The 25,860-nt window shown below is 53.0% G+C and carries 26 protein-coding genes and 1 pseudogene; 12 read left to right on the forward strand and 15 right to left on the reverse strand.

Translation table 11 applies throughout. The features are described from left to right. The first annotated feature begins 58 nt into the window (after window positions 1-58). Window positions 59-625, forward strand: coding sequence for a cofactor assembly of complex C subunit B (locus GEI7105_RS0122245; RefSeq protein ID WP_026097868.1), 567 nt, complete (start codon window positions 59-61; stop codon window positions 623-625). A 31-nt stretch (window positions 626-656) separates the two neighbouring features. Here GEI7105_RS0122245 and GEI7105_RS0122250 read toward each other — a convergent pair whose 3' ends face one another. Next, complete coding sequence (locus tag GEI7105_RS0122250) at window positions 657-971, reverse strand: DUF3155 domain-containing protein (protein ID WP_026097869.1); 315 nt, start codon at window positions 969-971, stop codon at window positions 657-659. Between the two features lie 313 nt (window positions 972-1,284). Here GEI7105_RS0122250 and GEI7105_RS0122255 point away from each other — a divergent pair, with 313 nt between their 5' ends. Then, window positions 1,285-2,637: a sensor histidine kinase gene (locus tag GEI7105_RS0122255; RefSeq protein WP_026097870.1), complete on the forward strand. Its 1,353-nt coding sequence runs from the start codon at window positions 1,285-1,287 to the stop codon at window positions 2,635-2,637. A 153-nt stretch (window positions 2,638-2,790) separates the two neighbouring features. Here the strand turns inward: GEI7105_RS0122255 and GEI7105_RS0122260 are convergent, their stop codons facing one another. The 3 genes from GEI7105_RS0122260 to GEI7105_RS0122270 form a co-directional block, all read right to left on the reverse strand. Further along, a complete protein-coding gene (locus GEI7105_RS0122260) occupies window positions 2,791-3,921 on the reverse strand; it encodes a CO2 hydration protein CupB (RefSeq protein ID WP_017662618.1) in 1,131 nt (376 codons plus the stop codon). Window positions 3,922-3,992: 71 nt separating this feature from the next. Continuing rightward, window positions 3,993-5,510, reverse strand: a complete 1,518-nt coding sequence (locus GEI7105_RS0122265; RefSeq protein ID WP_017662619.1) for an NADH-quinone oxidoreductase subunit M — start codon at window positions 5,508-5,510, stop codon at window positions 3,993-3,995. A gap of 329 nt (window positions 5,511-5,839) precedes the next feature. After that, complete coding sequence (locus GEI7105_RS0122270; protein ID WP_026097871.1) at window positions 5,840-7,699, reverse strand: NAD(P)H-quinone oxidoreductase subunit F; 1,860 nt, start codon at window positions 7,697-7,699, stop codon at window positions 5,840-5,842. 621 nt (window positions 7,700-8,320) lie between these two features. On the opposite strand from GEI7105_RS0122270, the gene GEI7105_RS0122285 reads away from it, so the two are divergent. The 9 genes from GEI7105_RS0122285 (at window position 8,321) to GEI7105_RS0122320 (ending at window position 15,482) form a co-directional block, all read left to right on the forward strand. After that, on the forward strand, window positions 8,321-8,632 hold the full coding sequence (locus GEI7105_RS0122285; protein ID WP_017662623.1) for a carbon dioxide-concentrating mechanism protein CcmK: 312 nt from the start codon (window positions 8,321-8,323) through the stop codon (window positions 8,630-8,632). Between the two features lie 137 nt (window positions 8,633-8,769). After that, a complete protein-coding gene (locus GEI7105_RS0122290) occupies window positions 8,770-9,108 on the forward strand; it encodes a carbon dioxide-concentrating mechanism protein CcmK (RefSeq protein WP_026097872.1) in 339 nt (112 codons plus the stop codon). Between the two features lie 16 nt (window positions 9,109-9,124). Next, window positions 9,125-9,424 (forward strand): beta-carboxysome shell vertex protein CcmL, encoded by a 300-nt coding sequence (ccmL, locus tag GEI7105_RS0122295; protein ID WP_026097873.1) that lies wholly within the window; start codon window positions 9,125-9,127, stop codon window positions 9,422-9,424. Window positions 9,425-9,518: 94 nt separating this feature from the next. Beyond that, complete coding sequence (gene ccmM, locus GEI7105_RS0122300) at window positions 9,519-11,540, forward strand: beta-carboxysome scaffolding protein CcmM (protein ID WP_017662626.1); 2,022 nt, start codon at window positions 9,519-9,521, stop codon at window positions 11,538-11,540. Between the two features lie 141 nt (window positions 11,541-11,681). Beyond that, the gene (gene ccmN, locus GEI7105_RS31900; RefSeq protein ID WP_017662627.1) at window positions 11,682-12,413 is read left to right on the forward strand and encodes a beta-carboxysome scaffolding protein CcmN; all 732 of its coding nucleotides are present in this window, start codon (window positions 11,682-11,684) and stop codon (window positions 12,411-12,413) included. A gap of 604 nt (window positions 12,414-13,017) precedes the next feature. Continuing rightward, window positions 13,018-13,167 (forward strand): hypothetical protein, encoded by a 150-nt coding sequence (locus GEI7105_RS38730; protein WP_158413247.1) that lies wholly within the window; start codon window positions 13,018-13,020, stop codon window positions 13,165-13,167. A 22-nt stretch (window positions 13,168-13,189) separates the two neighbouring features. After that, on the forward strand, window positions 13,190-14,605 hold the full coding sequence (locus GEI7105_RS0122310) for a form I ribulose bisphosphate carboxylase large subunit (protein WP_017662628.1): 1,416 nt from the start codon (window positions 13,190-13,192) through the stop codon (window positions 14,603-14,605). A 99-nt stretch (window positions 14,606-14,704) separates the two neighbouring features. After that, a complete protein-coding gene (gene rcbX, locus GEI7105_RS0122315) occupies window positions 14,705-15,109 on the forward strand; it encodes a RuBisCO chaperone RbcX (protein WP_017662629.1) in 405 nt (134 codons plus the stop codon). A 31-nt stretch (window positions 15,110-15,140) separates the two neighbouring features. Further along, window positions 15,141-15,482, forward strand: a complete 342-nt coding sequence (locus GEI7105_RS0122320; protein ID WP_017662630.1) for a ribulose bisphosphate carboxylase small subunit — start codon at window positions 15,141-15,143, stop codon at window positions 15,480-15,482. Between the two features lie 279 nt (window positions 15,483-15,761). Here GEI7105_RS0122320 and grxC read toward each other — a convergent pair whose 3' ends face one another. The 9 genes from grxC to GEI7105_RS0122360 all read right to left on the reverse strand — a co-directional run bounded on the left by grxC (window position 15,762) and on the right by GEI7105_RS0122360 (window position 22,897). Beyond that, complete coding sequence (grxC, locus tag GEI7105_RS0122325; protein ID WP_017662631.1) at window positions 15,762-16,064, reverse strand: glutaredoxin 3; 303 nt, start codon at window positions 16,062-16,064, stop codon at window positions 15,762-15,764. Between the two features lie 204 nt (window positions 16,065-16,268). After that, window positions 16,269-17,531 (reverse strand): SufS family cysteine desulfurase, encoded by a 1,263-nt coding sequence (locus GEI7105_RS0122330; protein ID WP_017662632.1) that lies wholly within the window; start codon window positions 17,529-17,531, stop codon window positions 16,269-16,271. A 94-nt stretch (window positions 17,532-17,625) separates the two neighbouring features. Beyond that, window positions 17,626-18,960: a Fe-S cluster assembly protein SufD gene (gene sufD, locus GEI7105_RS0122335; protein WP_017662633.1), complete on the reverse strand. Its 1,335-nt coding sequence runs from the start codon at window positions 18,958-18,960 to the stop codon at window positions 17,626-17,628. Next, window positions 18,961-19,746, reverse strand: a complete 786-nt coding sequence (gene sufC / locus GEI7105_RS0122340) for a Fe-S cluster assembly ATPase SufC (protein WP_017662634.1) — start codon at window positions 19,744-19,746, stop codon at window positions 18,961-18,963. 169 nt (window positions 19,747-19,915) lie between these two features. Further along, the gene (locus tag GEI7105_RS0122345) at window positions 19,916-20,245 is read right to left on the reverse strand and encodes a hypothetical protein (protein WP_017662635.1); all 330 of its coding nucleotides are present in this window, start codon (window positions 20,243-20,245) and stop codon (window positions 19,916-19,918) included. Then, window positions 20,242-20,508, reverse strand: coding sequence for a hypothetical protein (locus tag GEI7105_RS0122350; protein ID WP_017662636.1), 267 nt, complete (start codon window positions 20,506-20,508; stop codon window positions 20,242-20,244). The genes GEI7105_RS0122345 and GEI7105_RS0122350 overlap by 4 nt, the downstream gene beginning before the upstream one ends. 67 nt (window positions 20,509-20,575) lie before the next feature. Next, on the reverse strand, window positions 20,576-20,830 hold the full coding sequence (locus GEI7105_RS38735) for a hypothetical protein (protein ID WP_158413248.1): 255 nt from the start codon (window positions 20,828-20,830) through the stop codon (window positions 20,576-20,578). 123 nt (window positions 20,831-20,953) lie between these two features. Next, window positions 20,954-22,396: a Fe-S cluster assembly protein SufB gene (gene sufB, locus GEI7105_RS0122355; protein WP_017662637.1), complete on the reverse strand. Its 1,443-nt coding sequence runs from the start codon at window positions 22,394-22,396 to the stop codon at window positions 20,954-20,956. Between the two features lie 132 nt (window positions 22,397-22,528). Next, window positions 22,529-22,897 carry a ferredoxin thioredoxin reductase catalytic beta subunit gene (locus tag GEI7105_RS0122360; RefSeq protein ID WP_017662638.1) on the reverse strand — a complete coding sequence of 123 codons (369 nt, stop codon included), beginning with the start codon at window positions 22,895-22,897 and terminating at the stop codon, window positions 22,529-22,531. Window positions 22,898-23,057: 160 nt separating this feature from the next. Here GEI7105_RS0122360 and sufR point away from each other — a divergent pair, with 160 nt between their 5' ends. Beyond that, window positions 23,058-23,753, forward strand: coding sequence for an iron-sulfur cluster biosynthesis transcriptional regulator SufR (gene sufR, locus GEI7105_RS0122365; RefSeq protein WP_144053985.1), 696 nt, complete (start codon window positions 23,058-23,060; stop codon window positions 23,751-23,753). 203 nt (window positions 23,754-23,956) lie between these two features. On the opposite strand, the gene GEI7105_RS35345 is transcribed toward sufR, so the two are convergent. Beyond that, window positions 23,957-24,190 (reverse strand): hypothetical protein, encoded by a 234-nt coding sequence (locus GEI7105_RS35345; protein WP_071592104.1) that lies wholly within the window; start codon window positions 24,188-24,190, stop codon window positions 23,957-23,959. Between the two features lie 390 nt (window positions 24,191-24,580). Continuing rightward, window positions 24,581-25,860: pseudogene (locus tag GEI7105_RS31905) on the reverse strand (RNA-guided endonuclease InsQ/TnpB family protein); the annotation flags it as partial.

Here is a 25,860-nt window from a genome sequence, read left to right on the forward strand (position 1 = left end):
AGAGACCGTCTCTCAGACACTCTTGGAAACCCGGACGTTTCGAGCAAATACGGCACTCATGGCCAATTCGATGACCACCTCGATCGCGATTCCCACCTTGTTACTCGCCGTGGGATTAGTCTTTTTCATCCGTGCCGCGTCCAAAGACTGCACTCAAGAAGTCAGTTTGGCTAGCGATCGCGCCCCTGAAGACCTATCGTCGTCTCTCAAACAATACTTCACCCAACGGGCTTATCGCGCCGCCGCCTTCGATCCTGACGACAATCGAGTCATATTTGAAGGACGAGTTCGAGCGAGTTGGTTTCTCGCCATCTTTCTCAGCCTTCTCGCCGCTGTCGGACTGCTCTGTGTTGCCTTGGTCTTCTCGAGTTTGGTTCCCAAACTTTCAAACTTTGCGCCCCTACTCGTGATAGGATCTCCCCTTGCTGGGGTCTTGTACTGGAAAAGTGCCAACCGCAGCGAACGGGTGACGGTAAAAGTCGAGGCCGCCCGCGACTGCAATGCAGCCGAAGGCAGCCGTGCGACTGTAATCGCTCATCGCGACGAATTGATAGCATTACAGCAGGCGTTGCCTGACTTACGCAGTGCCGAAGCGACGACAAACTCGAAGACCTCGAAGATCTGAGTCGCTAGGTTCGTGCGACGGATCGAAGCGGTTACTTACCGCTGGCCGTCTGCGTCCGCTCTTGCTGCTCGATGACCAATCGCAAACTGGGAAATAGGAAATGGTTTTCCTCGACGTACTGGGCGCCAAAGAGACCTTTTTCAGCCCAAAAGTAGCGATCGGTCGTATGTTCGTTTCGCTTGACGAGGAGCAGAGCAGGCGGCGCAATTTGCGCGGATTTGATATACTTACGTGCAGCAGTGACCGGTTTGTCTTCCCCGCTTTCAATACTGTACTGAGGCACGTGTTCTAAGATTCTTCGTCCTTCTTGACGGCGACGGCTCTTTCTTTTGCGTCTTCTTGCCAAGGTTGTCTACCTCCTCTTGTTGCCGACGGGTTGTAGTGATAGCTACCAAAACCGAGCAAAATATATCAGATCTTGACAATAATTTCAACTGTTTTTTAGGAATTCGATAAGTTATTTAAAATAGTCAAGAGACGATCGCCCTCACCGCCGCAAAAAAAATTCCAATCCTCACGACTCTCGAGCGCAACGAAGTCATCGGCGGTTTGGTTGAGTTCGGTCGATCGTCAATCCCATTCTGTTGCTGAGGTCGGTGTTGTCCTGCCACTTCGACTTCAACATCGACCGAAACGACCTGGCTCGAGCGAAATGTCTTATGACGATTTCTGTCAGCAACGAACTCCGAACTCTTTGTCGGGAGCAAGTCACGCTCCTCGAACGCAACTTAGGGGCTTCGCCGATCGTCGTCTACCTGGCCGATCGTGCGATGGGAGGTTCGCAAGGTAAGTTAATCCCCGTCGTGGCCGAACCCGAAAGCCAGCGCGATTGGGAAAGCATTGAAATTCCGATGACGTTCGACGAACCGTCTTCAGACGTGGAACGGAGTTCTTACCGTCCGTACCGACAATTGCGATCGGCTCTTCCAGTATCGACAGACCCTTTAGTCTTCGCGCTCAGTGACGACGAGTCCCCCAAAGGAGATGCAAGCGCCAGCGAGGACGCCGTCCCCCCCGAATCCGATCGACTCGTCCTTCCGCTCGTTCACGATAACGTCGTCGTGGGGCTGCTGGTGATAGCGCGTCCGGGGCGACCCTGGAGCGAGGGCGATCGCGAAACGGTCGAACGCACCGCCCACACCATCGCCATCGCCTGTCTGCTCGAACAACGAGGTCAGTGGGCCGAACGCAACTATCGCCAACAGCAGCAGCTTCAAACCCAGCGACACGACCTCCTGCACGACTGGCTGCACCAGTTCCGAAATCCCCTCAGCGCCCTCCGCATTTTCGGAAAACTCCTCACCAAACGCCTCAATCCCGATGACGAACGGCGACAGTACGCCGATAACATCGTGCGAGAGAGCGATCGCCTACAAGATTTATTGCAAGATTTCCACGAGGCGATCGATACCGAACCCTTCGTCTTACCCAAGAGTGTCGATTTCGAGGCTGACGCCGACGAAGTCCCCGCGCCTCTTCCCCTACTACCCTACAGCGACGATCGCCCCGACCCCGTCGATTTACACGAGGTTATTGCCCCGCTGGGCGTGTCCGCTCGTGCCATCGCCAGCGATCGCCACATCGACTTTCACGCCAGCCTTCCCGACGACCTTCCTACAGTACGAGGCGATCGCAAAGCCTTAATCGAAGTGGTCAACAACCTCATCGACAACGCCATCAAATACACCCCAGAAGGCGGACGAATCCGCCTCGACGCGGGAACCTTCCACCACGATCGCCTCGGAGAAGGCGCTGCCATCGCCATCAGCGACACCGGCCTCGGCATTCCACCCCAAGACCTAGAACATCTCTTCGAGCGGCGATTTCGGGGCGTACGAGCCGACAGCAACATCCCAGGCACCGGACTCGGACTCGCGATCGCCCGCGACCTCGTGCGTCAAATGCACGGCGAAATCGAAGTGTTCAGCCCGCCCCAACATCCCTGGAACACCTTCGAGCCGTCAGATACCGGAACGACCTTCCGAGTATGGCTTCCGTTTTACCACCCGTAGGGTGCCGTGACGCGGGCGCCCAAATACCGCCGAAGTCCGGTCAATGGGGTTTTACCGCGTCACGCACCGCCCCCACCAGGAGATGGGGAGAGGGGGAGAGGGGGAGATGGGGAGAGGGGGAGAGGGGGAGAGGATGTCAACGAACACTGGATATTACTGGTTAACGACTTCCACGCGGGAGGTGACAAACCGATTCATCCACTGTTCCAAAAAGGCGCGGTTGGCTTTGCGCTGCTCGATATCCGTCGTATCGAGAGGATGGGGCGCCAACCCCTGAAGCGCAGCCGTGGTTACGCAAAACATTGACTTTTGGAAACTTTGGCAAATTTGCACCCGCAAATCGTCTTCCTGTCGCTTCCCTTTTCGATAAATCTCGTGCAGGTAATCCGGTAAAAAGTGACGCATATCTTGCATCAGTTGCGTCGGTGGAATTCCCGCACCTCCAATCGGTAACGGATCGGCGTAAAGCGCCCCGTAAGTAAAATCGCCCTGTTCGGCCGGAATTTGGAACGCTTGGGCGTTATAAGACACCGTACCGGGGAAAGGAGCGCCTCGGAAAAAAATCGATTCCACGTAGGGAACCGCCGTGTCTACGAGAAAGGTTAATCCGACAGATTTGGGGATGATATCGTAGGTTTCGCCGTCGATTTCTACGCTGAAGGTAATGGGGCGGTTGGCGTCGGCCACCAAGCCATTGAGGATATGTTGGACGACTTGCGGAATCGATTGAATTTCGCCGCGATCGTAGCGATCGGACAGCGAGAGAAACATATCGCTCATGACCCGCCAAAATTGCCCCAAGCCGCTGTAATAGCAGGACTGACGAACTTGTTCGGGGAGGAAATCGGGAAACAGCCCGTTTAACCCTTGCATAAAGGGATTTCCACGCAGTTTGGCGCGAATGGCACGAACGGCAAGGTTTTTAAATTCATCGGTGTCGAGATATTCGTCTAAACCATTTCCTCCGTGCCAGAGCATCGATCGCATACAGTATTCGGCATATTCGTAATTGATGCGATCGTGCCACCAAAATTTCAACAATTTCGAGAGCGTGACCTCGCCGTTGAAATATTTAAAAAAGGGAAACAATCTTAAAAATTGATGTTCGGCAATGTAAATCAGATTGCGAGAATAAGCATCGAGAACGACACCGTAACTCTTTAAAATTCCGACGACTTCAACCACGTTTTTGGGCGTATCTTTCAATAACGCCTGACCGCTTTCAAGGCGGTGAACGTATTCAGCCAGGGGATGGCTCGACGGAGCCAGAGGTGTACTAACCATAACGAGCGATTACATTAAAGTTGGCGATCGGGGAATCAAAAATCTTGCAAAAAATTCCGAAACTCGATAGTTTAGAAGACTTCCTTTGAGGGGGGAATTTCAATCGCCGAAGTTTGTATCGTTTGGACGATCGAATAACCCGGCACTAAGGTCGCGGCTTCGGCATCGCTCCAACGGACGAGCCAGTTCGGTTGTATGCCAAAGATAACGAGTAACAGTGCCAACACGATCGCCGGAACGCGATCGCCCCACTGTACGGGGGGTAAATCGGTCACGATGTCAGACAAACGACCGAAAAATACTCGGTTGACCATCAGCAAGAAGTACACCGCCGTCAAACCCGTTCCCACCAAACAGAGTAACGTGGCGATGGGGAATACGGGGAAGCTGCCGCGAAACACCATAAACTCGGCGATGAAGCCCACCATACCGGGAATTCCCGCACTGGCCATCACCCCTACAATGGTCAAACTTCCCACGAGGGGCAATCCTCGCTCGGGGTTGAGCAACCCTTGCAGTTTGTCGATATCGCGAGTTCCCGTCTTTTTACCCACCACGCCCACGAGTAAGAACAGCATCGCAGAAATCAGACCGTGACTGACCGATTGGGCGATCGCCGCCAACAAACTCAGATGGGTTGCAGCAGCGGCGGCTAGGAGGATATATCCCATATGGGCGATCGACGAATACGCCACCATTTTCTTCATATCCTGTTGGGAAATCGCCGTCAGCGCCCCGTACAATACGCTAACAGACGCCCAAATCGCCAGTGTCGGCGCGGCGACCGACCACCCTTCGGGAAACAAGCCGACGCAGAACCGCAACAAACCGTAAGTACCCAGTTTCAGCAACACCCCCGCCAACAAGACCGATACGGGGGTCGAAGCTTCTACGTGAGCGTCGGGAAGCCAAGTGTGAAACGGGAAAATGGGGATTTTGATACCGAAGCCGACAAGCAATCCGGCTAACAGAATCAGTTGCGTCGTTACCGGAAGACTCGCGGTTAAATTCGGGTTGTAATCGAAGTTTTGCGCTCCCGTCAGCCACACCCATCCCAGGAATGACGCCAGGATAAAAATGCCCGATACCGCTGTATACAGCAGGAATTTCGTCGCTGCGTAGCCTCTGCGTTTTCCGCCCCAGATCGCAATCAAGAAATACAGGGGAATCAGTTCGATTTCGTAGAACAGGAAAAACAGCAGTAAGTCTTGGGCGAGGAACGCTCCTGAAACCCCGGCGTTGAGGAGTAACAGCAGAGAATAGTAAAAGCGAGGACGTTCGATATTCGACGCACTGGCGAAGACGGCGATAAGGGTCAGTCCCGCGTTGAGAACCAGTAGCGGTAACGAGATTCCGTCAACGCCTAAGTGATAGTTCAATCCCAACCACTCCACCCAAGGGAGGCGTTCGGTGAACTGCATCCCGGTTTGGGTCAGGTCGAACTGTGCGGCGATCGCGATCGTCCACAGAAGCAATCCAGCCAGCGGAACGAGGGTAATGCTACGAAATCGCGACGAGGGAAGCGTCGTGGGTAACAGAAAAATGAGACCAGCCCCGAGAACGGGAACGAAAATTAACGCGCTGAGCATTCGTCTTTTTAAAAATTGAGCATTGACAATCGATCGTTGATAAGGCGGCCGTAGGGTGCGTGACTTGAAAAATCGGGTATAAATCCTGAGACCGAGAAATCGTCACGCACCGACAATGTACACCGCCAACATACAAGGCTGCGTGACTTGAAAAATCGGGTATAAATCCTGAGACCGAGAAATCGTCACGCACCGACAATGTACACCGCCAACATACAAGGCTGCGTGACTTGAAAAATCGGGTATAAATCCTGAGACCGAGAAATCGTCACGCACCGCCCTCAACCAGGAGATGAGGAGATGGTGTGAAATCTCCTCATCTCCCTATCTCAGAACGGCCAGGTCAAGGCCAGAAAGACGAGAACGCCGGTTCCGACGAGAATCGTCAGGACGTAAAACTGAGACTGACCGGAAACGCTGTATTTGAGGGCTTGACCGCTGAAAATGGCGACCCATCCGACGAGGTTCACAGCGCCATCGACAATGTATCGATCGAAGGTGGAGGCGAGGCGAGAGAACAGTGCGACTAAGGCAACGACGGTCACGCGATAGATGCGATCGATATAGAAGTCATAAGCGAGCAAGTCTTGCCAAAACCGCACGAGAATGCGGCGCGATCGCGCCCCAGTCCGCTCGAGGGGGATGATACTTCCCGCCATGACACCGAGGAAGCCGCTTAACACCAGCAAGGGAACGCCGAACTGAACCAGGGGATTGTGAGAATATTCCCAAGGGCCAGTCCAAGTTAAGAGCAGTTGCCAACGTTGCAAAATTAGCGGAACCAACAGCGTCACGACGATGAGAGACACCATCGGAACGGCCATCGGCCAGGGGGCTTCGGGAGCGCGACGGGTTTTCGGTTGGGCAGACCCTAAGAAGATCGATCGAAACACCCGCGTCAAACTCAAGGCGCTCAGTCCGTTGACCACCAGTAAAATCGATACCGCCCACCAGGGGATATCTTGAAAGCCGTTGACCCAACGGCGCAGCGTCCAGAACCCACCCAAAGGAAGCAAGGCGACGAGTCCGGCGGAACCGACGACAAAAGAAGTCGTCGTGGCGGGCATTCGCGACCACAGACCGCCCATTTCGGTGATGTTTTGGCTGTTCGTAGCCAGAATCAAAGAGCCAACGCTCGTAAATAGCAACGCTTTGGCAATGGAGTGGGTAAATAGCAGCAACAGGGCGATATCGACTTGTCCGAGACCGACTGCGATAAACACCAGACCCATGTAGGCGCTGGTGGAGTGGGATAGAGTCCGTTTAATATCGATTTGAGCGATCGACATTAGGGACGCGCCGATGGCGGTAATCGCACCGATGACGATGAGGCTGTCAGCTACGACGGGAGACAGCGTAAAGACGGGTTGTAGGCGAATGAGAACGTAGGCACCGGCCGAGACGACGACGGAGTTTCGCAAAATCGAAGCGGGACTCGGGCCTTCCATAGCTTCGTCGAGCCAGAGGTTGAGGGGAAATTGGGCGCATTTTCCAAGCGGCCCGGCAATCAGTCCCAAGCCCAGCCAGGTGGCCGTCCAGAAGGGCAGGGGGTTGGTTTCGGCCCAGGCTTCGAGTTCGCTGAAGGTCAAGCCGGTTCCGTAGCTCGAGAGGGCGACTAAGCCCATTAATAGCAAGATATCGCCGACGCGCTTGGTGAGGAAAGCATCGCGCGCGGCAGTGACAACCAGGGGTTGAGCGTACCAGAAGCCTACCAGGAGGTACGTCGACAGGGTGAGCATTTCGAGTAAGCCGTAACTGAGGAAGAGAGAATCGCTCAGGGCAATTCCACTCAAGGCGGCTTCAAAGAAGCCCATCATGCCGAAAAACCGCGCCAGAGACCAGTCTTTTTCCATGTAGCCCAGGGCGTAGAGTTGGGCGACGAGGCTGATTCCCGTCACCAGTTCCATCGCCCCCAGGCTGACTTGGGAGATTTCGATCGCTAGGGACAAGTCTAAGTCTGCCGCTTGCAGCCACGGAAATATAAGTTGTTGGGGTTCGCGATTCCAGGTTTGGAAATAGGCGATCGATCCGTGGACGAACGCCGCCAGCGTCATCAGTAAGTTGATGTAGGCCGCCGGACGCTGTCCGGTGCGCTGCACGATACTGAGAGACCACGGTAACGTTAAAATTGCACCGAGCAGCCCGTAAATGGGGACGAACCAACAGGTCTCCAAAAGCAAACGAGTCATTATAAAAAAATCTGTAAAACGGACAACCATTACCAACGCACGCCGCGATCGAGGCCAACTGCACCGATCGCCCGCTTCGGGAATCTCCCGCGCGGAAGAACGATTGTTGTCGGTTTCGCAAACGATCGGTTCGGGTGTCGGTTCGATCGATCGAACACAGCAACTTTATCGCCTCTGCAATAGCTGGCAGGGGCGAAAGTCAATCGATCGATGAAAGGATAAAGAAATTATAAGGCAGTTCAGAACGCCCGACCGAGAATCGTCGCGATCGCGAGAACCTTGTCCGAGAAATTCGGCCGTTAACTTTTATTAAACCATCCGATTTAAAAATATCATCTTGATTTATATTGTCAAAGGTGCCAAAGTTTCCTACCCTTTGTATTGGGATTGAATAATTTAGCCTTCCCCGTCCAAAAATTGCTGGGTTACTTGTTTTCGGTACTCTGAGAGGAATCGACTCGCCGGTCGAAGAAGCCAACAGTCTTGTCCGAGACACCGCCATGGCGAGAACGAAACCGAACCGTCGAACAGAGCTGAAACACAATAACCGGGCTGTTTTTGCATCGATTGTATTTTGTCCGCGTTTTCGATCGTGGCTCAGGAATATTAAGGAGCGTCAATATGTCAATTGCGGTAGGAATGGTGGAAACGCTGGGGTTCCCGGCGGTGGTTGAAGCGGCTGACTCGATGGTGAAAGCGGCTCGCGTCACCTTAGTCGGATACGAAAAAATCGGCTCGGGTCGCGTGACGGTCATCGTGCGTGGCGACGTGTCGGAAGTGCAAGCCTCCGTGGCCGCAGGGATCGATGCAGCCAACCGCGTCAACGGCGGTCAAGTGTTATCGACGCACATCATCGCCCGTCCTCATGAGAACTTAGAATACGTCCTGCCGATTCGCTATACCGAGGAAGTCGATCAATTCCGCACTTATTAAGTTCGTGTCGTTCGATCGAGTTGGTCTGCGATCGCGGCACGAGCGAAAGTTCGTTAGCTGAGGTTTGCATCACAGACCAACTATAAAGACGGCCGTTGACCCAACGGAATCAGAAATTTCAGGAGTTTGAGAATATTATGTCGATTGCAGTAGGAATGATCGAAACCCTCGGGTTTCCGGCGGTCGTCGAAGCCGCCGATGCGATGGTGAAAGCAGCCCGCGTAACCTTAGTCGGATATGAAAAAATCGGTTCGGGTCGCGTGACCGTAATCGTGCGTGGTGACGTGTCGGAAGTGCAAGCTTCCGTCGGTGCGGGTGTCGATAACGTCAAACGCGTCAACGGCGGTGAAGTTCTCTCGACCCACATTATCGCGCGTCCCCACGAAAACCTAGAGCACGTGCTGCCGATCCGCTATACCGAGGCGGTCGAACAGTTCCGGGAAAGCGTCGGTTCGCCGCGCACCATCCGCCGTTAAACGGAAAACTTAGCGAATGCAGATTGCAAAAGTGTGCGGCACCGTTGTCAGCACCCAAAAGCTCGATAGCATGAGGGGTTTGAAGTTATTGGTGTTGCAGACGATCGACAGTGACGGCCGAGCTCGACCTCAATACGAAGTGGCGGCGGATTTGGTCGGCGCTGGCGTGGGAGAGTGGGTTCTCGTCAGTCGCGGGAGCGCGGCGCGAGTGGAATCGGGTCGCGAAAATTGTCCGATCGACGCTTTGGCCATCGGCATCATCGACACCGTTAGCGTGGAGAACGGGCAGCTCTATAACAAAAAAGACCAATACTAAACAACGAGGTGACGGAATCTCCGTCAGGAATTAACCCGATCCGCTCCGGAGTGGCTCGAGTTGGAAAGGTTGAATTGGGAGGATCGAAATAGTTATGGTTGTTCGCAAGCGCGCGGCTCCACCGCCATCGCGGTCGCGGGAGCTTGGCGAACCGAAAATTCAAGAAACGGCTTACGTCCACTCCTTTGCAAATCTCATCGGAGACGTGACCGTCGGCGAAGGTGTCGTTATCGCTCCAGGTACGTCTATTCGAGCGGATGAAGGGTCTCCGTTTTATATCGGAGATCGCAGCAACATCCAAGACGGTGTCGTCATCCACGGATTAGATGGCTCCAAAGTCCTCGGCGACCGACAAAAAGAATATTCGGTTTGGATCGGTCGAGACACCTGCATCGCGCACATGGCCTTGATTCACGGCCCGGCTTACGTGGGAGACGACTGTTTTATCGGGTTTCGATCGACCGTCTTCAACGCGCGAGTCGGGAAAGGCTGTATCGTCATGATGCACGCTTTGATTCAAGACGTGGCGATTCCACCGGGGAAATACGTTCCGTCGGGGGCAACGGTAACGACGCAGGCTCAAGCCGATCGCTTGCCGGACGTGCGAGATGTCGATCGCGCCTTTGCCGCTCGCCTCTTGGAAATCAACGCGGCACTGCGCGAGGAAGCCCAGCAATCCAACGGCACGGGCGAAATGTCGCCTGTACGAGATCTTAAAAGTGACGAGCTTCGACGAGCTGTATCCAGCGATACGTCAGTAGGGAAGATGACTTTCAATCGAGAAACGACCGAGCAGGTCAGAAGACTGCTCCAACAAGGATATCGAATCGGTATCGAACACGCCAACGCCCGTCGGTTCAAAACCAAATCCTGGCTGACGGCCGGCACGCTATCGAGCAACCGCCCCGATCGCGCGTTAGCCGAACTGCAAGGCGCTTTAGCCGATTATGAAAATGAATACGTGCGCGTTGTGGGTATCGACCCCGACGCCAAACGCCGCGTGGCTGAAATTATCGTCCAACGGCCGGGAGAATCTGCCCCGACGGGGAACGGATCTTCCGGTGCGTCCTCTTATCGGGCTAGCCGTCCGGCCGCGTCTCGCGGCGGAGGCACGACGACCGCCAGTGGTGACTTGGATGGCGATGCGGCCGAACAGGTGCGATCGCTGTTGCGGGCTGGCTACCAAATCGGCGTCGAACGCGCCAACGCCCGTCGGTTCAAAACCAAGTCTTGGTTGACCGTCGGAACCCTCGAAAGTAAGCGGGAAGCCGACGCCATCGCCGAACTGAACGAGATTTTAACGCAGTGCCAGGGCGAATACGTGCGGGTTATCGGGATCGATGCCGAGGCCAAACGCCGCGTCGTAGAAACCATCGTGCAACGTCCTGACGGGTCTTCGACCCCGACGAAAACCGCCGCGACGAAAGTGGCTGCGGTGACGGGGAACGCTGGCGTCGCCTCCTACGGTCGCAGTGGTAGCACGAGCCTGAGTCCCGAAACGATCGACCAAGTGCGATCGCTGTTGTCTCAGGGCTACCGCATCGGTACGGAACACGCCACGCCGCGCCGCTTTAAAACCAAGTCTTGGAAAAGCTGCGCTCCCATTCAAGCGACGCAAGAACGGGAAGTGTTGCGGGAACTCGAAGCCTGCATGGCCGAACACGCTGGGGAATACGTGCAGTTAATCGGTATCGACCCCGGCGCCAAACGCCGCGTGTTGGAAACGATTATTCAACGCCCCGACGACAAACCCGCACCGTCGAGTGGATCTCGAACGGCTGCAAGTTCGACCGGCCAAGGGTTCGGCGCGAGTGCCGCGAGCTACCAAGCCTCGAAAAACGGCGCGTCGAGCGATCGCCTCGATCGCGAAACCCTCGACCAAATTCGATCGCTGTTGGCGCAAGGTTGCAAAATCGGTACGGAACACGCGACGCCCCGTCGGTTTAAAACTAAATCCTGGCAAAGTTGTGCCCCCATCGACAGCACTCGCCTGTCGGATGTGGTTCCCGCCCTCGAAGCCTGTTTGCAAGAACACGATGGCGAATACGTGCGGCTGATCGGTATCGATGCCGCTGCCAAGCGTCGGGTGGCCGAAACGATTATCCAACGTCCGTAAAACCGCGACTCGTTCAGTTCGAGATCGGGAGAAATCGACGCGGACGCATACTGACTGAAGCGAACGGGAGATAACTGTCATCCCTCGATTTCTCCTGCCTGAAGACGAGACGCGTTGGTAAACCTCTGACCGATTACCCGAATGCAACGGCTACCGATATCTAGTTTCGATCGCGTCAGCGGAGCAGAATTCTCTCGCGACGATCTCTATATTTGTGGGGAGGTCGCGATCCATCCGAGTGCCGCCATCGCAACGGGCGTGGTTTTGCAGGCCGGAGCGAACAGTCGAATTTCGATCGCGGCGGGGGTGTGTATTGGCTTGGGAACGGTGATTCACGCCCACAACGGGGCGATCGATATCGAAACGGGGGCGAATTTAGGGGCGGGCGTGCTGTTGGTGGGCGCGTGTAAAATCGGCGCTCACGCTTGCGTCGGCGCGGCGTCGACAGTCATCGATCGCGATATTGCTGCCAATTGCATTTTGCCGACAGCCTCCATCGTCGGCGATCGCAGTCGCCCCATCGTTGGAGAAACGCCAGTCGAGGACGAGACTTCCGAAATTTCGCCATCCTCGGATCGCGATCGACCCCGTTCTCTCGAAACCTCCGAAGACCCGACTCCGCCGACACCGGAACCTGAAGCGGAGCCAGATTACTGGCAAGACTCGCCCGAAGGAGATGCCGCGACCACTCCAACAGATACCCTGGAGAATTCCGAGCGATCGCCCGAAGACGTTCCTGAAAATTCGTCAGAGCCACCCGCTGAGGTCAGTCAAACGCGAATTATCTATGGAGAAGTCCATCTCAATCGGATTTTGACCACGTTATTTCCCCATGCCAAGCGTTCTGAGTCTGAGGGTGAGAACACTCCCTAATGGGCGTAAATTTTACCGTCCCTCGGCAGTGTTTCCTCGGTCAATTTGCAGTCGCTCCTACTTAAATTGTAAATATTTTTATCGGGACGTGCAGCAATACCCTAATTTTCTTTTCTAAATGTAAAAAAATCTCCCCGAGTCTTGAAAGATCTGACAGAAGTGAAGTCGGATATCCGAGGAGAAACTGTCAAAATTAAAGGGTTTTTCGTCCGTTCTTTGTAGCGATCGGGCGGGTTTTTCCGTGTTTTTATTCTTTACTTTTTGTGATATTCCTTTACAAGTAAATTTGCATTAGTTAAACTAATCCGACTCAGAAAAAAAAGAAATCTAGATATCTTCATAAACGCGAGATTTTTTTAAGAAAAAATCCCGAACCGTGTTAAGATATGTCTCGGTAAGGAAACATTCAATCCAAACTGTTGGCTTCAATAACTTCTCGACTCTCGATCGCTTTTCGAGCGATGCGCTCGCGGCAGTAAAATTCCGTTAAAAAGCGGCAACGGAGAGCGCCAAAAAGTTTTGACCAGTCAAGCGGTTCGCTGGGGACGGGTTTTCACCCAGAAAGACTGTCGAGACCGAGAAGCAAACAGGCTTAGCCTGTACAGTGCGACCTGACAAAGCAAGTCTCGCTTCGTGGCGATCGTGCCGAACGGCGGTAGGCACGACTCTGACATCGGCAGCGATGGAAGAGCAGACGACGGGACAGACGCTTACGACGGTCAACGGTCGCGTTCTGTCGATATTGAACCTCTGATATTAAGGAGATAGCTGAGGAAATGGTACAAGCGAAATCAGCCGGGTTTGAGGCAGGCGTTAAGGACTATCGCCTGACGTATTACACCCCCGACTACACCCCCAAAGACACCGACCTGCTGGCGTGCTTCCGCATGACCCCGCAGCCTGGCGTTCCCGCCGAAGAAGCAGGTGCAGCAGTAGCCGCTGAATCCTCCACCGGAACCTGGACGACGGTGTGGACGGACGGACTGACCGACCTCGATCGCTACAAAGGTCGTTGCTACGACATCGAAGCCGTCCCCGGCGAAGACAACCAATACTTCTGCTTCGTCGCCTATCCGCTCGATCTGTTCGAGGAAGGTTCGGTCACGAACATTCTGACCTCGATCGTGGGGAACGTTTTCGGATTTAAAGCTCTCAAAGCCCTGCGCCTCGAAGATATCCGCTTCCCGGTCGCCCTCGTCAAAACCTTCCAAGGACCGCCACACGGTATCACCGTCGAACGGGACAAACTGAACAAATACGGTCGTCCTCTCCTCGGTTGCACCATCAAACCGAAACTGGGTTTGTCTGCGAAGAACTACGGTCGCGCCGTCTACGAATGTCTGCGCGGTGGTTTGGACTTCACCAAAGACGACGAAAACATCAACTCTCAGCCCTTCATGCGCTGGCGCGATCGCTTCTTGTTCGTCCAAGAAGCCATCGAAAAAGCACAGGCTGAAACCAACGAAATCAAAGGTCACTACCTCAACGTGACCGCCCCCACCTGCGAGCAAATGATGCAGCGGGCCGAATTCGCCAAAGAAATCGGCACCCCCATCATCATGCACGACTACCTCACCGGTGGTTTCACCGCCAACACCACCCTGGCGCGTTGGTGCCGTGACAACGGTGTTCTGCTGCACATTCACCGTGCAATGCACGCGGTTATCGACCGTCAGAAAATCCACGGTATCCACTTCCGCGTCCTCGCTAAGTGCTTGCGTCTCTCTGGTGGCGACCACCTGCACTCTGGAACCGTCGTCGGTAAGCTCGAAGGTGAAAAAGGCATCACCATGGGCTTCGTGGACTTGATGCGCGAAGATTTCGTCGAAGAAGACCGTTCTCGCGGTATCTTCTTCACCCAAGACTGGGCGTCTCTGCCCGGCGTAATGCCTGTGGCGTCCGGTGGTATTCACGTGTGGCATATGCCCGCACTGCTGGACATCTTCGGTGACGATTCCTGCTTGCAGTTCGGTGGTGGAACCCTCGGACACCCCTGGGGTAACGCGCCGGGTGCAACCGCCAACCGTGTCGCGCTCGAAGCTTGCGTCCAAGCCCGTAACGAAGGCCGCAACCTCATGCGCGAAGGTGGCGACATCATCCGCGAAGCTGCCAAATGGTCTCCCGAACTGGCCGTGGCTTGCGAACTGTGGAAAGAAATCAAGTTCGAGTTTGAAGCGGTCGATACCCTCTAATCGCTGAAAAGCTGCTAGTGGTAGTAACGAGCGTTCGAGTAGCGATCGTTACGACTACTAGCACCGCAAGACGAGGCGGTTGAGGGAGGGTTAGGTTCGATGTATCCGAAAAAAGTCGCAAACCAAACAGCCGAGGTCTTACAAAGTTATTTGACCTATCAGGCCGTTCGGACGATTATCGACCAGTTATCGGAGACGAACCCGTCTCAGGCAATTTGGCTCAGTCAGCGTTCGGCAGAAAACCGGATCCAAAAGGGCGAAGTTTTCCTGCAAGAATTGATGCAGGACAATAAAGAGTTGGTGTTGCGGATTTTGACCGTTCGCGCCCACTTAGCCGAGGAAATCTTGGATTTTCTTCCGGAGATGGTTCGAGCGAACATCGCCAACTCGAATACTGACTGTCGCCGCCAAATTCTGGAACGTTTGACCCAAACCGCTGACTCGTCCTTGGAGTCTTCTACGGAAACTCATCCAGAAATCGAGTCCAACGACTCTCAAGATTGAATTCCGACACGACCTTTAGGAGTTATTTGAGATGAAAACGCTGCCGAAAGAGCGCCGCTACGAAACGCTGTCTTACTTGCCCCCGCTGACCGACCAGCAAATCGCCGCCCAAATCCAATATATGTTGGATCAAGGGTTCATCCCGGCGGTGGAATTTGAAGCCGATCCCCTCCCCGGCGACCACCACTGGACGCTGTGGAAGTTGCCCCTCTTCGACGCTCGCACCCCCCAAGACGTTCTCAACGAAGTCCGCGAGTGCCGTTCTGAGTACTCCAACTGCTACATTCGCGTCGTCGGTTTCGACAACATCAAGCAGTGCCAAACGGTGAGCTTCATCGTTTACAAACCCGGTCAAGGTATCGGCCGTTACTAAGGTTCTCGCGAATCTTTAACGCTGGGACTTTAGGCTAGTGAAACCCCATCGATCGCTTTATAAAGTGCGATCGATGGGTTTTGTATAAAATAGTAAGATTATTTTAGGTTGTTTTTGTATGCAATAGTCGCGTAAGTTGGGTTTCGTCATCTCAACCCAACCGCCGTAAACATAGGCGCTTTTCGTTGGGTTGAGCGAAGTCGAAACTCGATCTACGATTTCATGACAAGCGATCGGTGTGTTTTGTATGGAATAGTAAGGCAGCGATCGCGCCAGATTTCACGCCAACATCGGATCGAGTTTCCCCTGACTGTCTAACTCGTAGAGATCGTCACAACCGCCGATATGCTGGTTGTTGATAAAAATCTGCGGCACCGAACGGCGTCCGTTCGCGCGTTCTGCCATTTTCGCACGCGCTTCCTCATTACCGTCGATTTTATACTCTGTAAACTTCACCCCTTTCCACCACAGCAGCAACTTCGCGCGAATACAAAACGGACAAGTCTGCCAAGTATAAATTTCAACATCAGCGTTGACGCGCTCGGGATGGCGTCCTAATAGAGAATTGAGCCAGTCAAACATTGGAAGTTCTCCTAAAATTTTTATTTTTTTAATGTTGTGGTTACTTTTAGTTTTACTGTATCGAACTCAAGTCCCGACGACAACTCGTCAATGGCTATAGGAAATAGGAAACCACAGAGATACAGCGTCAAACAAAAAGGATAGGCGATCGCCTACCCTCTTAATGTACCGATAATGTACCGAATGTCTGAATCGCGGACTCTCCTAACCCATGATGTTCTTGAAAAACGCGATCGTCTCCTTCAACGCCGCCACAAAGCCATCGATTTCCTCGCGAGTATTATAAAAATACAAACTCGCCCGCGCCGTCGAAGACTGCCCTAAAATCTTATGTAACGGCTGCGTGCAGTGATGCCCCGTGCGAATGGCAATGCCCGCCTCGTCCAACAACGTCGAAAGGTCGTTGGCGTGAACGTCCGCCGACGTAAACGACGCTAACGCCGCCCGTCCGCTGCCGTCGGCTTTCGGTTGCGGGCCGTACACCGTAATCCCCGGAACCGTCGAGAGTTTGTCGAACAAATACCGACAGAGTTCGTGTTCGTACTCGGCGACTTTATCCATCCCGAGATTCATCAAATAATCTACCGCCGCACCGAGAGCGATCGCTTCACCAATCGCCGGAGTTCCCGCCTCAAACTTATGGGGAAGTTCGGCATACGTAGACGCTTCCAACTCCACATCAGCAATCATCTCGCCGCCGCCCAAAAACGGAGGCATGGCTTCGAGAATCTCCAATTTGCCGTATAAAAACCCGATTCCCGTCGGCGCACACATCTTATGTCCCGACGCCACCAGCCAGTCACAGCCGATTTCCTGCACGTCGATGGGCATATGCGGCACACTTTGGCAGGCGTCGATTAACACCTTCGCCCCCCGTTGGTGCGCCAGTTCGGTAATGTCGCGAACCGGGTTGATGCAGCCGAGGGTGTTGGAGACGTGAACCACGGCGACGAGTTTCGTTTTCTCCGACAGCAGGCTTTGATACTGCTCGAAATCGAACTCTTGCGTCTCCGTCATTTCGACGAATTTCAACACCGCCCCGGTACGCTGCGCCACCAACTGCCAAGGCACAAGGTTACTGTGGTGTTCCATCACCGAGAGGATAATTTCGTCTCCCAGTTGCAGCGTGTTCGCCCCCCAGGAATACGCCACCAAGTTGATGGCTTCGCTGGCGTTGCGGGTAAAGACGATTTCGTTGCGAGACGCGGCGTTGACGAAGGCTGCCACTTTATCGCGGGCGGCTTCGTAGTTCTCCGTGGCGCGGGCGCTGAGGGCGTGGACGCCTCGATGAACGTTGGAGTTATCGAATTTGTAATAGTGTTCTAGGGCGTCGAGAACCGCGTTCGGCTTCTGGGATGTCGCCGCGTTGTCCAGGTACACCAGGGGTTTACCGTGAACCTGCTGGTGCAGGATTGGGAATTCTTCCCGCACGCGATCGGCTAAGGTTTTTTCAGTAGCAAGAGTCATGTTGGGGCTTCAGCGTTCGGACGTTCGCTCGGTATAGTGCTAGATAGTTCTAGATTAACGATTAACGAGTCGTTGGAGAACCCAGACTTCGAGATTACAACTCGACGCGACAGGCGACGCATTGGGCGATCGCTTTCCGCAGGGACTCTAAAGGAACCTCTTGCAGAATTTCCGCCGCAAACGCATCGACGAGGAGGTTTTCGCTGGTGGTTTTGTCCAACCCGCGACTTTGCAGATAAAACACCTCGTCCGCTTCGAGTTGACTCACCGTCGCGCCGTGGCTGCACTTGACGTTATCGGCCACGATTTCCAACTGCGGTTTCGTGTTAACTCGCGCCTTCGGCGACAGCAACAGGTTGCGGTTGAGTTGGCTGGCGTTGGTCATCTGCGCCGCTTGGGGGACGACGATACGCCCGTTGAAGACGGCGTGGGCTTTATCGCCGACAATGCACTTGTGCAGTTGGTTCGCCGTTCCGTTGGGATAGTTGTAAGCAACAGTGCTGTGGGTATCGGCGGTTTGCGTTTTGCCGATGAGAGTCAACCCGTTTAAGGTGGTGGTCGTCCCTTCCCCAATTTGATGAACTTCGATGTTGTGTCGCGAAAGCTGCGCCCCCAGCGTCAAAGCGTGGAAGCGATAGCGACTGTCGCGGGCTTGGGTGACAGCGGTAGTGCCGATGTGGAACGCCGAACCGTTGTCCCGTTCGAGGCGCACGTGATTCACGTCCGCGTTTTCGTGCAGCCACACTTCCGTCACGGCGTTGTTGAAATAGGCGACACCTTGGGAATCGGGACAGCCTTCAGTGGTGGCAATATACTCTTCAACCAGCGTCAGGCTACTGTTGCTTTCCGCGACGACGAGACAGCGGGGTTGCGTCAGCATTGCCTTATCCGTTGGAGACGCCACAAACATCAGTTGCAGCGGCGTTTCGACGATTTTTCCGCGCGGAACCCAGACGATCGCCAAATCGGTAAAACTGGCGGAGTTCAACGCGGTAAAGACTTCACCGTGGTTCGGATGTCGGGCGAGATAGTCGCCCAGTTGCTCTTGTTTTTCCGGGGGAAGTGCGCTGACGTTCCCCGCCCAAACACCCTCTGGCAACGCCCGAACGTCCGATAGACTTTCAGTGTACGCACCGTTGACGAAAACGAGCCGACTTTGCGGCGCTTCCGGAAGCAGACAAGTTTCGATGCGCGACTGCTTGACGTCTACCGACGGCGCGGTGTTGAACTCCACGTTCAGCAGCGGCGACAAATCAGTAAAGCGCCATTCTTCATCGCGCGTCGTGGGAATCGCCAGTTCTCGCACCCAGGCTTCCGATCGATCGCGCAGGGTTTTCAGCGCCGTCACCTCTGTAGCGAGGGGTTCTCGCAGGTTCAGCAGTTGGGTGAGCGACGAAACTTGTTGTTTGGTAATCGTTTCAGGACTCATTTACACCCCCACCGTTGCAAATTCTTCGATCGCCCAATCGTAACCCTGCTCTTCCAGTTTCAGGGCTAAATCTTTATCGCCGCTGGTGATAATGCGTCCGTCGTACATCACGTGAACGAAATCCGGAACGATGTAGTCCAGCAACCGCTGATAGTGAGTAATCATCAGCGTGCAATTGTCTTCTGTGGCGAGTTGGTTCACCCCGTTGGCAACGATTTTCAGCGCGTCGATATCCAACCCGGAATCCGTTTCGTCGAGAATGGAAAGGGTGGGTTCGAGGAGCGCCATTTGCAAGATTTCGTTGCGTTTTTTCTCCCCACCGGAAAAGCCTTCGTTGACACTGCGGTTGAGGAACTCGGCTCTCATTTTCACGACGTCGAGTTTTTCTTCAACGAGATCTTCAAAATCGAAGGTGTCGAGTTCTTCTAAGCCTCGAGCTTTGCGGTGGGAGTTATAAGCGACGCGCAGAAAGTCCAGGTTGCTAACGCCAGGGATTTCAATGGGGTATTGGAAGGCGAGGAAAACGCCTGCGGTGGCGCGATCGTCGGCTTCGAGTTCGAGGAGGTTTTCTCCTTTATAAATGACTTCGCCCCCCGTTACTTCGTAGTCGGGATGTCCGGCGAGAATTTTGGAGAAGGTGCTTTTTCCGGAACCATTAGGTCCCATAATGGCGTGGATTTCTCCGGCTTTGATTTCTAGGTTCAAGCCTTTGAGAATTTGGGTTCCCTCGACGTTGGAAGTGAGGTTTTTGACGGATAGAATGGTGGGTGCGTTTTCGACAATCATGGGTTTAGCGGTTGACAAAGTTTGAATTTTGAAACGACCGAGATAGATTTTATTTTATCTCGTTTGGTGCTTCAGGATTTTGGCTCTTCGGAATTTAGGGTGACAGAAAAACTAACTTCACGAGATTTCAAGGGTTTTGGCTCTCGAATTTTCGATTTTTTGTATCATTTTATACGTTTTTAACCACAAACTCCGAAGACCCAGGATTTTCGATTTTTTCTAAAGCGTCTAAGCTTTCTTGGATTGAGACTTGAAGTTCGCTCGATCGAGCCTGTAAACTTTGAAGATATGCCCGAATGCTTGCCATTTTAATTTTTGGAACGCGACTGGTCTGTTTGAGGATATCGCTTTTTCCTGAAAGAAAACTTTGAATTTCATAGATTTCTTGTTGAATTTGATCGACCTCTAATTTCATTGCCGAAATTTGTATCTCAACCTTTTCGGCTATAAACTTTCTTTTGTAAATTTCGAGTTTTTGACTAATATCTGATTCACTCATTTGGATTCCTCTAAACCTTTTTTTACATCTTTGGCTGCATTAAAAGCCTCTAATAGGCTTGTATTTACACTTTTTAAATACTCAATCACCGCTTTGGTTTTAACCGATGCAACGTTACTCCGAGTCAAAGCATTATTGGAAGATATAATACTTTGAACGCGATTTGCTTCAGTTTTTGCTTCGTTTAATTCGGTAATCGCTGCATTAATAGCAGCTTGGATAGCTTCTAATTGCTGTTTTAGCTTTTCAGACTCTTCAGACATTTCCTTAATTTGAATTGCCAGAAATTTAATTCGTAGTGACGGCGGTTCAACCCGTTTCGCTGAATTTTCAAAAATTTAATTCCGCCGTTACGCACCGATGTTTGGATTTTTCCGACACATCAATACAAAAATCAAACGGAATTGAATTTACCTCAACAAGGGGGTGGTGCGTGAGGGTAAAAATTCCCTTTGGGCGGTTTCCCGAAGCTTCTTCACCGCCGTCACACACCCTACCTTTCATTGCTTGGGTGGCGCGCGGTGCGTGACGGCGGAAATTCCATTTTTTGGATATTGCCGAAACTTCTTCACCGCCGTCACACACCCTACGGAAACTCGGTACATGATTTGTTGGTTATACCCGAAAGTTTTGCGCCGTCGCGTACCTCACCGATCGCATCGGAGAGAAGAATCAGGTGGACCGCAGCGCCCACCTGATGCGATTGAATTAACCGACGGTTCCTTCGAGTTTCAAGCTCAACAATTTATCGGCTTCCGCCGCAAATTCCATCGGTAACTCGTTGAAGACATCTTTACAGAATCCGCTGATAATCATAGACACCGCGTCTTCTTCCGAAATCCCCCGCTGCGCGAAGTAGAACAACTGATCCTCACCAATTTTGGAGGTGGAGGCTTCGTGTTCGACTCGCGCCTTGTTGTTACTCACGTCGATGTAGGGGAACGTATTCGCTTCCGCGTTGTCCCCAATTAACATCGAGTCGCATTGGGAATAGTTCCGGGCGCCGGAGGCTTTCGGCCCCATTTTCACCAAGCCGCGATAGCTGTTTTTCGACTTCCCAGCCGAAATCCCTTTCGAGATAATGGTGCTTTTGGTGTTTTTGCCGATATGCACCATTTTCGTGCCGGTGTCGGCTTGCTGGCGGTTGTTGGTGAGGGCTACGGAATAAAACTCACCCACGGAGTTGTCGCCAACTAAGACGCAACTGGGATATTTCCAGGTGATGGCGGAACCGGTTTCTACTTGCGTCCATGAGATTTTGGAGTTCTTGCCTTTGCACAACCCCCGTTTGGTGACGAAGTTGTAAATTCCACCTTTGCCTTCTTCGTCTCCGGCGAACCAGTTTTGTACCGTGGAGTACTTGATTTCGGCGTCGTCGAGTGCCACCAGTTCCACCACCGCAGCGTGAAGCTGGTTGGTGTCGAACATGGGAGCGGTGCAGCCTTCGAGATAGGTGACGGATGCCCCTTCTTCGGCGACGATGAGGGTACGCTCGAACTGTCCCGCTTCTCCATTATTGATGCGGAAGTACGTCGACAAGTCCATCGGACATTTCACGCCTTTGGGAATGAAGACGAAGGAACCATCGGTGAAGACAGCGGAGTTCAAGGCGGCGAAGTAGTTATCGCCCACGGGAACCACGCTTCCGATGTATTTTTTCACCAGTTCGGGGTGTTCTTGCAAGGCTTCTGAAATCGAACAGAAGATAACCCCGGCTTCGGCGAGTTTTTCTTTGAACGTCGTCGCCACCGATACGCTGTCGAAAATGGCATCGACGGCGACGTTGGCGAGGCGTTTTTGCTCCGAAAGGGGAATTCCCAGTTTCTCGAAGGTGTCGAGAAGGGCGGGATCGACTTCGTCGAGGCTTTGTTTTTTCTTGTCGCCTTTTACTTTCGGAGCTGAGTAATAGACGATATCTTGATAGTTGATGGGGGGATAGCTGGCGTGTTGCCAGTTGGGTTCTTCCATCTTCAGCCATTGGCGATAGGCTTTCAGACGGAATTCCAACATGAATTCCGGTTCGTTTTTCTTGACGGAAATGGCACGGATGACGTCTTCGTTTAATCCGGGCGGTACACTTTCGGTTTCGATATCGGTTACGAAACCGTATTTGTAGGGCTGGTTGACTAGGGTTTTGACGGTCGCACTCATCGATCGAGTTCTCTCTCTTACGAACGGGGTTGAGTGGGAAAGGTTGGGAAAAGGTGGAATTTAAAGTGGGATTGAATCGGGATCGAACAATCGAGCGGTGGCTCGGGGCGAAATCTTAAACTTCTCGAAGTGTTATGCACTCATGCGATCGGTCGTTTCGCGAATTTCTTCGATGCTAATGTCTTGTTGGTCGCCTGCGAAGTCGTTATCTTCAGTTAGGAACAACATACAGTGGCATTCTTTTCGTTCTCGCATGGGAACGCAGGGGCAGTTCCAATAGGTGGCTTTGACTTCGGCTTCTTTATCTTCGTAGTGGCGACAAGGACACAGCGGCGCACCTAACTCGTCTTTGTGTTTGGCTAAGCCTTCAATGACGACAGCCGTGATGCTTAAGTCCGAACAGAAGTAAGTTCCGGTGCGCTTGGCGTACTGTTCGGAAAACTTCCGCATGGCTTCTAAATTCTTGTCGGTTGCCTGCTGGGGACTCGTCGGTGCATTCATATGACACTTGATTCAAACAACTTCTGTCTATAATGGAGTGTAAAGCAACAAGGGTGTTGTTTTATTCCTTACATTAAGGTTACTTTAGCAATACCCTTGTTGTCAAAGTCGAAATCGATAATTCTTATAATACGTTGCTGCAATGGGTTTGGGGATAACCATGACGAGGGCGACCACTCAGCATAGTTCCACGAAAGGCGACATTCTGCAATACTTGCTCAAATACGGGCAAGCGAAAGCGCAGACCTTGGCCGAGGCGTTGAAAATCAGCCCGCAGGCCATTCGCCGCCATCTGAAGGATTTAGAAGGAGAAAACCTGATTCAACATCGTTCGGTGCAAGCGGGAATGGGACGCCCGCAGCACGTTTACGAACTCACGAGTGCCGGACGCGAACGGTTTCCCAATCATTACGACGAGTTTGCGGTGTCCTTGCTCGATACGCTGGCCGAAACGGTCGGTCAAGACGAGATGGGCAAGGTTCTCGGCAAGCAATGGAAACGCAAGGCTGAGTTCTATCGCCAGAAACTCGGTCGAGCGCCGCTTCGAGAACGGGTGGAACACTTGGTCGAACTCCGCCGCGTTGAAGGTTATATGGCGGAATTGATGGAATTGGAGGCGGAGGACGACAACGCCAAGCCGCGATTTGTGGTTGCAGAATATAATTGTGCGATCTCTAATGTGGCTGAATCGTTTCCGAGCGTGTGCGGTCACGAATTGGATATGTTTACACGGGCGTTACCGGACTGTCACGTGCGACGCACTCACTGGATGATTAACGGCGAGAACCGCTGCGGCTATTTGATTCAGTTGAAGGAGGGCGACGAGCCTTCGCCACCGTCGCACCGATCGCAGTGAAGCGACTTCGAGAGACAGTTCAATGCCGAAAACGAAATATCGCTCGGCGCGATCGCACGTCGCGGACAGTCTGAGTGAGGGGTTCAGTAAATCCCATCTCTCGAACGTGCGATCGCTTAGATTGCTTATACGCTTACGGCTGTACTCGACCACAAGCGCCGAGCGAAGGAGTATTGTTGTCGTCTAGGTATCTCTGTCTTGACTCAAGCACCAACGGGTTGGAAACCGTCGCAAGACATGACGGGGGATTCCAACGTGCCGTTGAGAGCGCAAGATTTGTTGACACACAGGGCGCAGTTTGCGGTACGATAACTGCTACACATCGTCACGGGAAAGTCCGCAGAACCGCTCAGAGGGCAGTTGAGCGACAAGCAAGCTTGACAATTAGCTGTTTGCAGTTGTTGCGATTGGACTTCCCGAACAGTAGTCGTAGCCATGATGCTTCTCCAAGGTAGATAGTTGATGCTAAGGAAAACCCAGTCGGCGATCGGGTGACGTGGAATCGCAGCACGAGTTTCAGAGGCGATCCTTCGTAATACCGATGCTTGAGTGCGTTCTTCCTCTAGCTGTCATCAGCTTACTACTCTCAACAAAATATGTCTATTGACTTTCAATAAGCCAATCTTGCTGCAAATTCTCAATAAGCATACTCTCCTGCGCCCGATCTCAAAGATCCACAGGGGTGAACTTTTAAAGCCTACAGTCGAGGCTTATCTATTTAACTGATAACAATCTTCAAGTGTAAGTAACAAAACTTTACATTAAAGGATAGATCGGCTTTGGCAGCGATCGGTGTTTGAGCTGCGCGTCAACTGTGATAAGACGCGTCAGTTCGCTGCGTTTCCTCTGTTTTTCGGGTTTCCAACGCTTCGCGAACGACGTGCGTTGACATCCTCTCCCAGCAACCCGTTCCGGGTATGCAGGGAGATTCCTTGGGTCGCCCCAAAGATTTCCTGCTTCACAGCCAGCCAACTAGAATCAGTGACCCGATCCCCCGTCGCCTCGACTCCACAGGCATTTCGATTTGCCGTTGCCCACGGCTACAGATAACTTGTCCACTCGCCACATCACGGGGCTTTGTTGACCCGCAGTTGTGACAGTGATGAATCCTGGTTGAGAGGTCTTTATGAACCTCTGCCCCACAATCGGGACATTCCTGAGAAGTGCCCCGCGCATCCACCTTGCCGTAATACACATCGCGCTTCCAGCACACCCAGGGAAGGATCTGATTCACAAATTGACCCAATCCAGCATCTAGGGTGTGCTTGCCCAGCATTCCCTTGGCCATAATGCGGAAGTCGAGATCTTCGACAAAAATCATCCCTGCACCGTCGCAGAGGTGATGAGCCAGCTTGAAATGCCAGTCTTTTCTCGTATCGGCAATACGTTGATGGACTCTGGCAATTTTCTTCTGGAGTTTCAGCCAGTTAGCTGACCCCTTCTGCTTTTTCTTCAATCGACGTTGCAGCGATTTCAGCTTGCGGTGCAGATTGTTGAAGAAGCGAGGTCGCTTGACCTGTTCTCCATCAGAAGTTGAAAGAAAGTACTCCAGACCCACATCAATCCCTACCGGATGTCCGTGAGGGGCTACAGCAGGAATATCGACGTCAGCCTGAAGGCTCAGCATGACAAAGTACCCGGATGCCTTACGCACAATTCGAGCTTGCTTAACCTGAAATAAATCAGGAATTTTCCGCGACCACCGAACCCGAACCCAGCCCAGTTGCGGCAGCTTTATACCCTCATCAGACACGCAGTTTTTGAGCATCTGGGGGAAGACCAACGACCGCATTCGATTCGGCTTTTTGAATCGTGGAAGACCCGAACGTTTTAACCGCCACGACTCCCAAGAAGCCTCAAGTTTTCTAAGGACTTGCTGAAGAACCTGAGCGTTGACCGTCTTGAGCTGAGGAAATTCAGTCTTGGCAGCGGTCAAACGCTTAGCCTGAACGTGGTAGTTCGGGAAGGGTGCATCTGCTGGCAAGATAAATTCCTGCCGAATCGAGCACGCATTCACGGGTGACTTGCGGGAATTTAGCCAGTCTTTACGTTCCCGCAGAGCAAAATTCCAGACATGGCGGCACACATCAAGAATGTGTTCGATCTC

The organism is Baaleninema simplex PCC 7105 (assembly GCF_000332355.1).
Lineage (GTDB): Bacteria > Cyanobacteriota > Cyanobacteriia > Cyanobacteriales > Geitlerinemataceae > Baaleninema > Baaleninema simplex.